This is a genomic window from Tenacibaculum sp. (assembly GCF_048269885.1).
Lineage (GTDB): Bacteria > Bacteroidota > Bacteroidia > Flavobacteriales > Flavobacteriaceae > Polaribacter.
In genome coordinates this window covers 53,048-66,342 of the sequence record NZ_JBLWTZ010000007.1, presented here as the reverse complement: position 1 = coordinate 66,342, position 13,295 = coordinate 53,048, and the positions used below count along the sequence as shown (strand labels likewise).

Here is a 13,295-nt window from a genome sequence, read left to right as displayed (position 1 = left end):
AACTACAAAGTTTTTAGCCTAAAAAGTTAGGAATCTCTACCTTTTTGTACTTTTGCTATATGTCGAACGACCTATTGAAAAACATTCAAATTCCTGCTGATTTACGTAAGCTAACATCAGAAGAATTACCTCAACTTGCCAAAGAATTGCGTGAGTTTATTATTGATGTGGTTTCCACAAAAGAAGGGCATTTAGGAGCAAGTTTAGGAGTAGTAGAGTTAACTATTGCGCTTCATTATTTGTTCGATACTCCTAACGATTTATTAGTTTGGGATGTGGGGCATCAAGCATATGGGCATAAAATTTTAACAGGTAGAAAAGATGTTTTTCATACCAATCGTCAATTTGGCGGGATTTCAGGATTTCCTAAACGCTCAGAAAGTGAGTACGACACTTTTGGTGTTGGTCACTCTTCTACCGCTATTTCAGCCGCTTTAGGGATGGCAATTGCCTCGAAATTACAAGATATTGAAAAACATCATATTGCTGTTATTGGTGATGCTTCTATCGCTAGTGGAATGGCTTTTGAAGCGTTAAACCATGCAGGAGATACCAATGCAAACCTCTTAGTTATTTTAAACGATAATGCCATTGGTATTGACCCATCGGTAGGTGCTTTAAAAGATTATCTAACAAAAATTAAAGCTCCACGATTGGAAATTGAGCAGCATAATATTTTTGAAGCTCTTAACTTTGATTACTCGGGTCCCATCGATGGACATAATTTTGAAGAGTTACTACGTGAACTAAATCGATTAAAAAAGATTCAAGGTCCTAAATTTTTACATGTAATTACCACCAAAGGGAAAGGGTTGCGACAAGCAGAACAAGATCAAGTAAGATATCATGCACCAGGGAAATTTGATAAAATTTCTGGAGACGTGTTACCAAAAGAAGCAAGTAAATACTCCAAGTTTCAAGATGTTTTTGGAAAAACGATTGTTGAACTAGCACAACTAAACGAAAAAATTGTAGGAATTACACCTGCTATGTTAACAGGTAGTTCGTTAAAATTTATGTTGGAAGCCTTTCCTGATCGTACTTTTGATGTCGGTATTGCCGAACAACATGCAGTGACCTTGGCTGCAGGTATGGCTACACAAGGGTTGATTCCGTTCTGTAATGTTTATTCTACCTTTTTACAACGTGCTTACGACCAAGTAATTCACGATGTAGCTTTGCAAAACTTGCCTGTAATTTTCTGTTTAGACCGAGCTGGATTAGTAGGTGAAGATGGAGCAACACATCACGGAGTTTTTGATTTGGCTTATTTACGTTGTATTCCAAACCTACTTGTATTTGCTCCTCGTAATGAAATTGAGTTACGTAATATGATGTTTACCGCTCAACAAAGATTGGAGCATCCAATTGCAATTCGTTATCCTAGAGGTAAAGGAAAACTCGAACAATGGCAGCTGCCTTTCGAGACAATAAAAATAGGTAAAGGAGTTTGCTTAAAAGAAGGAACTCAACTAGCAGTTTTATCTATTGGAACCATTGCTGATAACGTTTTAGAAGCAATCAATCAGCTTGAAAATAAAGAAGTCATTGCGCATTACGACCTACGCTTTGTAAAACCTTTAGACACCCAACTTTTAGATACTATTTTCAACAAATTTGACACCGTTATTACCATTGAAGATGGTACCATAAAAGGCGGTTTTGGAAGTGCAATATTAGCATATGCTTCCGAAGTAAACTACCAAGGAAAAATAAAATTATTAGGAGTTCCTGATGAATTTATCCATCACGGTACGATTCAACAACTACAAGAAGTATGTGGAATAGATGTTACTTCAATTAAAAAAACAATTCAAAATTTATTATAAAATAAGGCGAACCAAATTGGTTCGCCTTATTTTACTTCCAAAATTAATCTAATAGAATATCCTACATCAATAGGTTTACCTTCATGAGAACCAGGAATAAGATCTGGAATAAGACTTGCGACTCTATCTGCTTCTTTTTTTAATATTGGGGTCGTTGTTTTAGAGTCTATATCTTTAATTTTTCCATCAGCTCCTATTTTAAACATTATATATACTAGCTTCTTCCCTGGTTTTAATACCTTCTCAATACACTCATCAGCATATTCTCCTGTTTCAGCATTAAATACCTTCTCTTTTTTCAAGCAGTTTATTGAGTCTAGATTGAAGTGCTTACGAGCATATTGATCCATCATCTTAACGAAACATTTTTTCCTATCGATTCGTGTTTTTTCTTCTTCACAACCAGGAAAAACAGGTGCTTCTTTAACAAATGCAAAAGGAAGGTATTTAATTTCTTTTTTAATGTTAGCTTGATTATTCTTTTTCTCTTGTGAAAAAGAAATATTAGTTATTAAAATAATAAATAAAAATAGAAATACTTTTTTCATGTTCTATAATTTAATTGCTATTTGATTTAGCATGTTATTAATATCTTGAATTTTGTCTTCTTTCTGTTTTAAATTTATTTAAGCTATTTACCTCGTCTTCCAAGCCTACTTTTTTAAACAAATCTATAATCCATAATAGGTTTTCTTTACTTTCACTCTTATTATAAGACCCTCTTAGTAAACTGGTTAACTTCTTTTTATTTGCGACAAAATCTAAATTACTTTCCACATCTGAATCAAAATACAATTTTCCATAAGAATTTATATCTCCTAAATAAGAACTTACGTACAAATCATAACTTTGTAAGTTAACAAGTATTTTTAAATATAAATTCCTAAGGTTTATGTTGTTATTGTTTTCAGAAATTTTTATTACCAAGTTTTTAATAATATGCTCTTTTTTTTCTTCCGATAAATGTGATAATAAAAGTTTAACCAATGCTTTATCCTCAAATTTAAGCATAGCATCAGTTATTTTAGTGTTTCTAAAAGTATAATCTTTAAGTTCATTATTATTCATATTAGTGCTTTCAGGGTTACCCTCTTCTTGATTCAAAGCAAATAGTTCAATTAATGTAGCAAGTATGGTTTCTGCTGAATATGAATCTAACTGAAAAAAGTCTTCACTACCAATAAGCACACTTAAAAATAACTTTTTTTGATAAGGGTTGTTTGAATTAAAGCTACTAAGCTCCTTTAATATCTTATCATATTCATTTTTACTCTTAACATCTATTATTTTTCTTTCATCATGTATTGGATTATTTTTTAAATAAACTAAATAAGCATCCCATGATTTAAAGTCATTATAGCTAGCACTTGACATAAATTTACTCCCCCCTTCAAAACTCTCCTCATCATTTTCCTTAAAATTTTTTAAATGGTTTATAATTCCCAAAGCTCCCATGATTTCATCATCTTTAGCTACAATAATTCTGTCCATATTTTTATCAAAACCAATCTCTTTTAAAAACTTCTTGTCTTTTTGTATATGCTTTATAATCTCTTCACGGGTTATATCTTCTTTTAAAAATTTCACAAAGCCTTCTGAAAATGAATAGGTAGAGTTCATTCCTAACAAAAACTTTAAATCCCTTGGTAATTTATTACTTTGGTTATATAAAAACACATATGACTTAAGGTTTATTTTATCTCCAGTATTATTGATTATTTTCTTTATGTTTTCCTCTGAGTTTTCATTTAAGTCATCTAATAAAGTCTCTATTTTGTCTATTTCACTTATTTCATTTGAAAGTGAATTCCTTATTTTTTCACAGTTTGTATCATCACAAAGTTCAATATATTCTAAAAGTTTTTCTTTGTTAAAATCTTCAGGAAGTTCTTCATATAATTTATATAAAGTTTCATATTTCTCTGATTTATCTTCCCAGTAACTGTATTCGATGATTGACAATTGGATAAAAAGTCTATCGATATTTTCTATCTTATTAGACTTTAAAAATTCAGATGCTTGATTTATAATAGCTTCTTTTTTTAAATGTTTTACTTGACCCTTAATCAACCTTCTAATAGATAATCTTAAAAGTAATAACTCGTCTTTTATAAGGTTCTTATAACAAGTATAATCATCAATATTTTCAGTTATTATACTAACAAAACATTTATAATAATTTTTGTATTCATTATTAGTGTTAGTTGAATCAATAAATTCAAGAGACCTCTTTCTTCCTTCTAAATTATATAATAATATACTCTTTCCAATTATATAGTTTTCAGAAGATTTATTTAAGTTATTTAATATTTTATTAGCTTCAGCCAAATTCCCTCCGAATGATGTTACCGTTATTATTTGATTTAATTCTAAAAACGAATCACTTAAATTAATAGCACTAGAGTCAAATACTTTTAATTGAGCATTTATAGACGATACAAAAAATAAAAACAGGAAAAAGTTCTTCATAACAATAAATTTTAAATAGCAGAGCGAAAATAATATTTAAAAACTAAAAAAGCCAAATTTTATAAAATTTGGCTTTTTATATTTTACTTAATTTAATTTATTTCTTTACTATCTTTTCAGAAAGTTTCTTTTGTCCTAATTCATCATATATTTCAACAATGTAAATTGAATTACTTGAAACTGCAGAAACATCTATCGAATTATTAATTACAGGTGCTTCTATTACTTTTCTTCCTGATACGTCTATTATTTTTGCAATCCACAAAACTGTATTTTTCCCTCCTTTAATATAAATCCTGTCAACAGCTGGATTTGGATAAATACTCATTTCTGAATTGTTTGTTTCTTCTATTTTTTGGCTTCTTAATTGCTTCTTTGCAGCAGTAGAAGTATTTAAACAAACTTGTTTGGTTTCAGAAGAGCCAAAACTTCCTCCTGAAGCTAATACGTCACCTTTGCTATTTGTTATTTCATATGAACCACTTCCATAACTGCAACATATACCATCACCATATTCGTCATTAATTGTAAAATCATAACATCCAACAGGTACACATTTTGACACAGTAATAGACTCTCCATTTCCTTGAGTATAATCACCTCCGCTTATCACTGTTTGTCCATTGTTATCCTTCAAAGCCCAAGAAGTTTCATAAGAATATTTATCAAAAGTAATTGTTACGTTTACATCCTCACATTCTGGAGTCTCTCCTCCTCCATTATCAGGAGATCCTGTACTATAAGTAACCACAAGTTTTGGAGCACCAGCACTACTTCCATCATATGATTCTGCTGTACGTTCTCCTGTTCCTGAAATATAAAACATCATAGAGTTACCAGAATTCCAATTAGACTTGTTCACAACATATTGTACCAATGCTTTTACATCAGGCGTTCTTTGTGCTGTTCCAGATGCTCCAACAGAACTCCAAGAACTAGGATTCCATGCAACCGATTGACTGTAATAACTTCTTGAAGTTATATTATAGCTCTGAGAAGTAATGTCTGGTGCATTTGACAAATCTTGAATTTTGATTACTAATGATGTGCTTCCCGAATTTGTTTCATCTGTCGTAAATTGTATATACGCATTCGTTATCGTAGCATTTGCCGGTATATTTAAGTTTCTAAATAGCATTCCTACATGCTGGTTTCCTTTTGAGCTTCCATCATACACCAATTCTAAATCAGAACTGTTCATATACATTTGCCCTGACGACTCATATTGTTCAGCATCATCATTGGTACTATTGATTGTTGAAGTAACAGTTTTAGAAACGTTTCCTACAAAAACTAAAACTTCTTCAGAAGTAGTTTCATATCCATCATTATCTGTTGCTATTGCTTTAATAGTATATGATTGGTTATTATTTGTTGGTGTCCAGTTATAAGAATAAGGAGTACTCATATCAGTTTCTACTAAAGTATTATTTACGTAAAACTTAACACTTGAAATAGTTCCATCACTATCGGTTGCAGTAGCAGAAATTGTTACTGGAGTGTTTACGGTATGTGATGAGCCTGATGATGGACTTGTAATTGCAACTTCTGGATAGCTAACGTTACTACTTATAATTGTTACCACACTACCATTAGATGGGTTCCATATATCTAAATTAGAGGGTATTGTGAATGGATTTTGATTTGAAACTGAACCTACACTACTCGCATTATCTACCTTAATTGTTCTAATCTCTATTTTAGATTCTTCAACAAAAATCCATTTAAACTGATTAAAGGTACTCGCGTCTCTTGTCCAGTTTTTTGAATCATTCGATGATCGTAAAGGTGCTCCCCAGCAACCTTCTCCAACATAAATAGTTCCATTAACATCATCTCTAACAAAACCTTCATCGCAATTACTTCCGCTTGAACAAGGTTTTACTGGCCATGTAGTTTTTACTGTATGAGAATCCGATTCAAATACCAAATTCACTCCTTTGTCATAAAATAATTGAGACCAACTAGCGTATTCATCATTTCCTTCTGATTTTGATGATACGTGTGGACGCATAGGTTTGTGATATTGAGCGGACTTCCAAATAGAGTTATTAGCATTCAACTTTTGACTTAGCCATGAATACTGAGTTCCTCCTGCTGAGATTTCTGAATTCAGCGTATAGATTGTATACAGATTGTTTCCAAAAGTTATATCATAATAAACACTTGTGGAAGGAACATTAAACAGGTTATAAATACTATTATTGGAACCTTCGTGGTTTCCTCTTGTCGGTACAATAGGAAACATTCTTCCGTCACTTGCTGTGGTATATTGCCAATCGTTAAACCAATCTTGCCATTCAGAACTAGAGTCTCCGTTAGTCATGTCTCCTCCAAAAAAAACAGCAGTTGGTTTTAATTTAGAAACTAACAGGTTAGCATCTCTTCTCGGTGTTCTATTGTTTCTTGAATCTCCTCCAGCAATAAACGACATTTTATCATTGGTATTTGGAGCTGTTTTAAACCAAAATCGACTACTAACCCCTTCACTGTCTTTAATCACAAAATAATAGTTAGTGTTAGGACTCAGACCTGTTAATTTAGCAAAAGTATTACTCATTCCTTTATAAGAAACGGAACGGTCTACTGATTTAGCGTTTGGATAATTTGACCAGTTGGTTCCGTTATCTGTCGTTCCATAGTATATAACAGGATTGGCCCCTGAAATTTGGTTCCAACCAATCATTATAGTAGTTGCTGGATTGTCTGTTATGATTAATCGGTACTTATCATTAGAGGCATGAATACTAAGAACTGCTAAGAATAACAGTGTTAAAATAATTTTTTTCATTGTGAGGGACTTTAAAGTTTACTAGTTACCACAAATATATTTTTTCCCTTTCAAATTAATCGGTTATTTTTATTAAAATTAATTATATAATAACCTGACTAACATTAACCTAACTATTGTTTTATAGTTTACTAATCTTATTTTAACAAACTACATATCCTCTATTTTTACTTTTGTTTAAACCCTAATTTATGAGTACTAAAACCCTTCTTACTTTTTTAAAAATTTCTTCTTTCTTTATTTTTTTTGGTAGAGCTTACCAGCATTTATTTTGGGATGCTCCATACAGAAGTTTCTTTTGGGATCAACATTTATTGGAACCTGTAATTAATTTTGTTTTTGGCATTAGTTGGCAATCCTATGTTACTAACCTTAATACAGATTTTGCTATCCAAATTTTAACCAGAAGTATTGGTGTTTTATATCTAGTATGTGCTGTTATTTCAATTATAATTAATGAAAACTCAAAAAAATGGATGCGTAGCATTTTAAAATTAGGTGCAGTTAGTTTAGTCTTTTTAGCTTTAATGATTACCAAGAATAAGTTTTACCACCTCATTATGTTTTTTGAACACACCATTCAGTTTGGAGTTCCTATCGCTTTATTATATTTCTTAAAACACAAAAACACGCCTCTCTTATTTTTTTACCTAAAAGTTTTTATTGCCTTAGCGTTTACTTGTCATGGAATGTACGCTATTGGTGTTTTTTATCCGTTACCAGGTAATTTTGTTACTATGACCTTAAACATCTTACCTGTACAAGAAGAAATGGCTAAAAACCTATTATTTGTAGCTGGTATTTTAGATTTTATTATTGCCATTGCTATATTTATTCCTAAACTTTCAAAACCAGCCTTGCTGTATGCTTGTTTTTGGGGTCTTGTAACTGCTTTGGCTAGGATTTTTAGCGCTTTTCACTATGATTTTTCTTTGAGTATTATGCATCAATACTTATACTTAACAATATATAGGCTTCCTCACGGGCTCATTCCTTTGCTTGTATACTTATACCTAAATAAAAGCAGGTCAGAAAAAAGTAAGACTGTTAACAACTTAGTTTCATCTTAAATATATAGTACCATACTTAATAACAAATCTCAAGTTGTTTTATTCAACTTTCAAAAACTAATGGTTTGTAAAGTTTATATTCGCGAAAAATAACCCCCAAAATTTCAAAAATGAAACTATTATTTAAAACATTCGTTTGTTCTTCTTTTTTATTCCTTTCTTGTAGTGATAAGGAAAGTATTCCTAACATTGAGCTTACAACCTATTCATTTGATTCTGAAAGCAATTCTAGCTTAATGTTTCAAGACGGAGAATCTCAAGAAGTAATGACTTCTGAATCTCGTATGTACGAAATAAGTAAGGTAATAAGAGTTAAACCTATTGATAATAAAACCATTGAAGTTGCTAATTTTGCTCCAATAGCTATAGAAGACATAACTATTACCGCCACGATTGAAGTAGAAGGTTTTCATAAACCAATTAAATTATTTAAAATTGATAAAATAAGAGCTCATGGTAAACAAGAGATTAACTATCCGTTTATAAATAATTCTCCACTATTTTTAAACACCAGCAACCAAGAAGTTGATCTTTCTGTTTTTAAAGATACAGGTATAGACCCAAATAATATTGCATTTGATTTTACTGGCGATAATGAAATTATCCAAAAGCTTAAAAGTTTACGTAAATTAAAGTGGATGATAAAATACCACGACTTCGACACAGAGAATAATCCTGATAATAATTGGGCCGAAGATATTACAGCAAAAGACATTCGCCGATTCACTGGGCTGATGATTAACCTTGGTGTTGTTTTTGCTTCTGATAATTTTAAAAATGAATTTATCAATGAGAATATTATTGGAAATGATGGCACAACTGCTTTAACTGAAAATGAGAAAAACGAAGCCTACAGTATTATTTTAAACAAACCACGCTATAACTGTGGTAAGGTTGTTAATGTTTCTGGTTTAGGTGGTGGTGCGACCTTTGGTTTGGCTGAACATGTGCTTAGAGATTATATTCGTAAAGAAACCGGTTTTATAACTGCGCATGAAATAGGACATACTATTGGCTATAACCATTCTTCAAATATGACCTACCCTCATGAAGTAGACGGAGTAAATACAGGGATTAGTCCTGTTACTACTCGAATTATGAATCATTTTTTTGAAAGTGATTTATATCCAGTAACCTTAGAAAACTATTATTTAGCATCTGATTTTGAATAATAAAATGATATAAAAAAGAAAAGCGAACCAAATTGGTTCGCTTTTTTTATGCTAACTCTCAGAATATTTCTGAGAAATGCTCTTTTCTTAGTTATTTAAAGCTTCTGCTCCACCAACGATTTCTAAGATTTCGTTTGTAATTGCAGCTTGACGTGCTTTGTTATAGGTTAATAATAACTCATCACGTAATTCCGTTGCATTATCAGTTGCTTTATGCATTGCAGTCATACGAGCACCGTGTTCGGCAGCAAATGAATCACGAATTGCTTTGTATAATTGCGTCTTTAATGACTTAGGAATTAACTCTAAAATGATTTCTTCTTTAGAAGGCTCAAAAATGTAATCTAAATTAGCTTTTGATGCTCCTTCTACAGGTTGAATTGGTAAGAATTGTTCTACTTGTGGTATTTGAGTCGCTGCGTTTTTAAACCTGTTGTAAATGATTTCTATCTTATCATAAGAACCATCAACAAATAAATTCATTAACTGTTCAGCAACTTGAGCAACATTATCAAAAGTTAAGTCATCAAAAATATCGTTTCTATTTTCGATAACAGTATAATCTTTTGATAAAATATCGTTTCCTTTTTTACCAATTGTTAATAATTCAACAGTGGCATCGCTGTATTTTTTGTTAATCGTTTTAACTGTTTCTTTAATAATAGAAGAATTAAAACCTCCACATAAACCTCTGTTAGAGGTTATGGTAACTAACAATACCTTATTTACTTCTCTTTCTGTTGAATATACTCCACCTGCATCGCTATCTAATGTAGCACTTAAGCTTTGTAATAATTCGGTAAGCTTAGATGAATACGGACGCATTGCTGTAATAGCATCTTGAGCTTTCTTCAACTTTGCAGCCGATACCATTTTCATGGCAGAGGTAATCTGCATTGTTGATTTAATCGAAGTAATTCTGTTACGTATTTCTTTTAAGTTTGCCATTTAATTGAACTTAAAATTTATAAAATCCCCGTTATTACACGGGGATGCCTTTTTTTGTTTTTATTAAGCTGAAAATTTAGCTGAAATTTCTTTAGCAGCGTCTCTTAAAGTATCAATTACTTCATCCGTTAATTTTCCTGCTTTTAAAGTATCTAAAGTATCTCTATGCTTCGCATTTAAGTACTCTAAATAATCTTTTTCAAATTCTTTTACCTTGTTTACAGGCACATCTTTTAACAAGTTCTTAGAACCTGCATAAATAATAGCCACCTGGTCTTCTACTGTATAAGGATCGTTTTGAGCTTGCTTTAAGATTTCTACGTTACGCTTACCTTTTTCAATTACATTTAAAGTTGCAGCATCTAAATCAGAACCAAACTTAGCGAATGCTTCTAATTCACGGTACTGAGCTTGATCTAACTTTAATGTACCAGATACCTTCTTCATTGATTTAATCTGAGCAGATCCTCCTACACGTGATACAGAAATACCTACGTTAATCGCTGGACGAACTCCTGAGTTGAATAAATCTGATTCTAAGAAAATCTGACCATCAGTAATCGAAATTACGTTTGTAGGAATATACGCAGAAACGTCTCCTGCTTGTGTTTCAATAATTGGTAAAGCAGTTAATGATCCTCCTCCTTTTACTTTAGATTTTAATGATTCTGGTAAATCATTCATATCTTTTGCAATAGAATCATCGGCAATTACCTTAGCAGCACGCTCTAATAATCTTGAGTGTAAGTAGAATACATCTCCTGGGTATGCCTCACGTCCTGGTGGTCTTCTTAATAATAAAGACACCTCACGATACGCTACTGCTTGCTTAGATAAATCATCATAAACAATTAAAGCTGGTCTACCAGTATCACGGAAATATTCTCCAATCGCAGCTCCTGCAAATGGTGCATATACTTGCATTGGTGCAGGGTCAGATGCATTTGCAGCAACGATAGTTGTATATGCTAACGCGCCTTTTTCTTCTAACATGTTAGCAATTGCTGCTACTGTTGAAGCTTTTTGACCGATAGCTACGTAGATACAGTACACTGGTTGTCCTGCATCATAAAATTCTCTCTGATTTAAGATTGTATCGATAGCAACGGTTGATTTACCTGTTTGACGGTCTCCAATGATTAACTCACGTTGACCACGTCCTACTGGAATCATTGCATCGATAGATTTGATACCTGTTTGCATTGGTTCTGTTACAGGCTCACGGAAGATAACTCCTGGTGCTTTACGCTCTAAAGGCATTTCAAAAGTTTCCCCTTCGATTGGTCCTTTACCGTCTATTGGTTGTCCTAAAGTGTTAACAACACGTCCTACAATTCCTTCTCCAGCTTTTAAAGAAGCAATTCTTTCTGTACGTTTTACAGTAGATCCTTCTCTTACTGAAGTAGAAGCTCCTAATAATACAACTCCTGCATTATCCTCTTCTAAGTTTAATACGATACCTTCTAACCCGTTATCGAATTCTACTAATTCTCCGTATTGTACGTTAGATAACCCATAAACACGTGCAATACCATCACCTACTTGTAATACAGTCCCTACTTCGTTTAATGAAGCTTTAGACTCAAAATTTGTTAATTGTTCCTTTAAAATTGCTGATACTTCAGCTGGTTTAATTGCTGCCATCTTATTTCTTTTGATGTATAATTAAATTTTTGGAATGTAATGACTGTTGTCAAACTCTCTCCTTAACTCATTAAATTGGCTAGAGATGCTTGCATCGTACTGCACATCTCCAACGCGTAAGATAAATCCTCCTAAAATATCAGGATTTACTATATTCTCAATACTAGCATTGTTTCCTGTAAGGGCTACAATTTTTGCTTGTATTTTATCTTCTAACTCTTTTGTTAAAGCTACTGCGGTAGTAACTCTAGCAACTTTCATGTTCTTGTAGTGATCATATATTACAGCATATTGCTTAGCAATAGGCTCTAACATCACCATACGCTTATTTTCCTCTAATAAATTAAATAACCCTTTTACAATGTTATCTACTTTATCGCCAAAAAGTGCGTTTAAAACTTTACGCTTATCTGCAGCTTTTATCACAGGACTTTTAAGCATAACATCTAAATCAGCGCTTTCAGCAATTGTATCAACGATGAACTTCATATTATCGTTCACTAAAGCTTCATTTCCTGATTCTTTAGCTAAATTTAAAATTGCTTTTGCGTAACGTAATGCTGCTCTTGCTTCTTTCATCTACTGATTAGTTTAAAGTAACCTCATCTAACATTCCTTCCACAAGCTTTAATTGATCATCTTGTGAAGCTAATTCTTTTCTTACAACCTTTTGAGCTATTTCAATAGATAAATCTCCTACTTTCTTCTTTAACTCAGCGATTGCTGCTTGTTGCTCTTGCTTAATCGTCGCTTTAGCATTTTCTACCATAGTAGTAGTTTGCTCTTCAGCTTCTTGCTTTGCATCAGCAATGATTTTATCTTTAATTTCACGAGCTTCTTTCATCATCGCATCTCTCTCAGCTCTTGCTTCTTTTAATAAACGCTCATTATCCGCTTGTAAATTTTGCATTTCTTTACGAGCATTTTCTGCTTGATCTAATGCATTTTGAATTCCTTCCTCACGCTCATTTAATGCGCTTAATATAGGTTTCCAAGCAAATTTTGCTAATAAAAATATTAATACTGCTAGAATGACTAGTTGCATGAAAAACAACCCTACCGAAAAATCATTAAATATACCCATTACTTATTGTATTCTTTTTGTTTTGTTTAATTTTTTAAAAACAGTTCTTTAGCCAACCGCTAAAGAACTGTTTTCGATTTTCTTGTATTATCCTAAAAGTAAAGCACCGAATGCTAAACCTTCTAATAATGCTCCAATAATAATCATTGCAGTTTGGATTTTACCAGCTGCTTCTGGTTGACGTGCGATAGCTTCCATTGCACTTCCTCCGATTTTACCTAATCCTAATCCTGCTCCGATTACGATTAAACCTGCTCCAACTAAATTAAGTGTCATAATAAATTGATT

Annotated in this window: 11 protein-coding genes; 3 read left to right on the top strand and 8 right to left on the bottom strand. The window is 32.2% G+C overall.

The window, feature by feature from the left end:
• The first annotated feature begins 59 nt into the window (after positions 1–59).
• Positions 60–1,829 carry a 1-deoxy-D-xylulose-5-phosphate synthase gene (gene dxs, locus ACN0WY_RS07050; RefSeq protein WP_417799923.1) on the top strand — a complete coding sequence of 590 codons (1,770 nt, stop codon included), beginning with the start codon at positions 60–62 and terminating at the stop codon, positions 1,827–1,829.
• A gap of 26 nt (positions 1,830–1,855) precedes the next feature.
• Here the strand turns inward: dxs and ACN0WY_RS07045 are convergent, their stop codons facing one another.
• From ACN0WY_RS07045 to ACN0WY_RS07035, 3 genes are all read right to left on the bottom strand, one after another.
• On the bottom strand, positions 1,856–2,377 hold the full coding sequence (locus ACN0WY_RS07045; RefSeq protein ID WP_417784886.1) for a hypothetical protein: 522 nt from the start codon (positions 2,375–2,377) through the stop codon (positions 1,856–1,858).
• A 37-nt stretch (positions 2,378–2,414) separates the two neighbouring features.
• Positions 2,415–4,298 carry a hypothetical protein gene (locus tag ACN0WY_RS07040; protein WP_417784887.1) on the bottom strand — a complete coding sequence of 628 codons (1,884 nt, stop codon included), beginning with the start codon at positions 4,296–4,298 and terminating at the stop codon, positions 2,415–2,417.
• Positions 4,299–4,395: 97 nt separating this feature from the next.
• Entirely contained in the window at positions 4,396–7,089 is a 2,694-nt protein-coding gene (locus ACN0WY_RS07035) for an Ig-like domain-containing protein (RefSeq protein ID WP_417799922.1), read from the bottom strand.
• Positions 7,090–7,280: 191 nt separating this feature from the next.
• On the opposite strand from ACN0WY_RS07035, the gene ACN0WY_RS07030 reads away from it, so the two are divergent.
• Together ACN0WY_RS07030 and ACN0WY_RS07025 are read left to right on the top strand one after the other, a co-directional pair.
• The gene (locus ACN0WY_RS07030) at positions 7,281–8,159 is read left to right on the top strand and encodes a hypothetical protein (RefSeq protein WP_330487813.1); all 879 of its coding nucleotides are present in this window, start codon (positions 7,281–7,283) and stop codon (positions 8,157–8,159) included.
• A 110-nt stretch (positions 8,160–8,269) separates the two neighbouring features.
• Positions 8,270–9,331 (top strand): hypothetical protein, encoded by a 1,062-nt coding sequence (locus tag ACN0WY_RS07025; RefSeq protein ID WP_417799921.1) that lies wholly within the window; start codon positions 8,270–8,272, stop codon positions 9,329–9,331.
• A gap of 87 nt (positions 9,332–9,418) precedes the next feature.
• Here the strand turns inward: ACN0WY_RS07025 and atpG are convergent, their stop codons facing one another.
• The 5 genes from atpG to atpE form a co-directional block, all read right to left on the bottom strand.
• Complete coding sequence (gene atpG / locus ACN0WY_RS07020; RefSeq protein ID WP_417799920.1) at positions 9,419–10,279, bottom strand: ATP synthase F1 subunit gamma; 861 nt, start codon at positions 10,277–10,279, stop codon at positions 9,419–9,421.
• A 63-nt stretch (positions 10,280–10,342) separates the two neighbouring features.
• Complete coding sequence (gene atpA, locus ACN0WY_RS07015) at positions 10,343–11,923, bottom strand: F0F1 ATP synthase subunit alpha (RefSeq protein WP_330487810.1); 1,581 nt, start codon at positions 11,921–11,923, stop codon at positions 10,343–10,345.
• A gap of 21 nt (positions 11,924–11,944) precedes the next feature.
• Positions 11,945–12,502 (bottom strand): ATP synthase F1 subunit delta, encoded by a 558-nt coding sequence (gene atpH / locus ACN0WY_RS07010; protein WP_330487809.1) that lies wholly within the window; start codon positions 12,500–12,502, stop codon positions 11,945–11,947.
• 7 nt (positions 12,503–12,509) lie between these two features.
• Positions 12,510–13,007 carry a F0F1 ATP synthase subunit B gene (locus tag ACN0WY_RS07005; RefSeq protein ID WP_330487808.1) on the bottom strand — a complete coding sequence of 166 codons (498 nt, stop codon included), beginning with the start codon at positions 13,005–13,007 and terminating at the stop codon, positions 12,510–12,512.
• Between the two features lie 87 nt (positions 13,008–13,094).
• On the bottom strand, positions 13,095–13,283 hold the full coding sequence (atpE, locus tag ACN0WY_RS07000; protein WP_303505964.1) for an ATP synthase F0 subunit C: 189 nt from the start codon (positions 13,281–13,283) through the stop codon (positions 13,095–13,097).
• Positions 13,284–13,295 lie beyond the last annotated feature (12 nt).